This window comes from Leptospira ainlahdjerensis, assembly GCF_016919175.1.
GTDB classification, from domain to species: Bacteria; Spirochaetota; Leptospiria; order Leptospirales; family Leptospiraceae; genus Leptospira; species Leptospira ainlahdjerensis.
In genome coordinates, this window is the sequence record NZ_JAFFPU010000072.1 from 1 (window position 1) to 866 (window position 866).

Annotated in this window: 1 pseudogene; it reads right to left on the minus strand. The window is 37.3% G+C overall.

Going from position 1 to position 866, the window contains the following annotated elements:
* Positions 1-770, minus strand: a pseudogene (locus JWG45_RS17775) (transposase); the annotation flags it as partial.
* Positions 771-866 lie beyond the last annotated feature (96 nt).

Below are 866 nucleotides of genomic sequence, written 5' to 3' on the forward strand. Positions count from 1 at the left end.
TCCATGATGAAATGGATGTAGACTTTAGCCCCGTCTTGTACTCTTAATATCGTTGTATCCATGTGAAGGAGAAGTAAAGGGGCGTTAGCACGAATGCCGATCTTTCTCCTTGCTTTTCGAATGATTTCGCGCTTGGGAGCGAGAAATCTTGCGTATTTGTAGAATGTCGCCAGACTTAAAAACGCGACTCCATCTTTGAGAATCTTGTAAAAGATCGAACGAAGAGGCCAATGAAAGAATTTTGGATTTTTAAGATACTTAGAGATAATCTTTTGTTCGGAAATAGTAATTTGTTTTGGATGTAACTTTCTGCAAAGACCAAAGACGGAAGAATTACAAAGAATTTCGTTCTCCCATTTGTAATATCTTTGAAGAGACACCTTCATGAAACGGCAAGCGCGCTTGAGGCCGATATTGGGAGCGATCCGTTGTATGATGGAAACGATCTCTTTCCTTCGATCGTTCCAGGTCCTTCTTTTGTGCCGTATCGTTTCAGACAAGGAATCGTAAAAAGAATAAACGGAGAAAAGCGACTTCAAAACTTTCATGAACGTTTTGCTATCAAGAGCCTTTTTGTACAAATCCAGATCCTTAAAGATTGGATCATTAGAATCATAACCTACGATTTTTGAAAGATCCCGATTTTTCCAATCACAACGTGTTGATTTTGGAATGATTTCCTCCTCGAAGGTTGAAAGAAGATTTAACTGAGCTTTAAAGACAAGTCCAGTATGATACGAGTTTTTGGTTCTTAAAAGAATCGTTTCCATCTGTAATCGTTACGACAATTTGTGAATATATCTAAAACAAATATTCACAAATTGAATCTTTTTAAATTAAAATCTGAAAAATTGTGATCGGCGGTG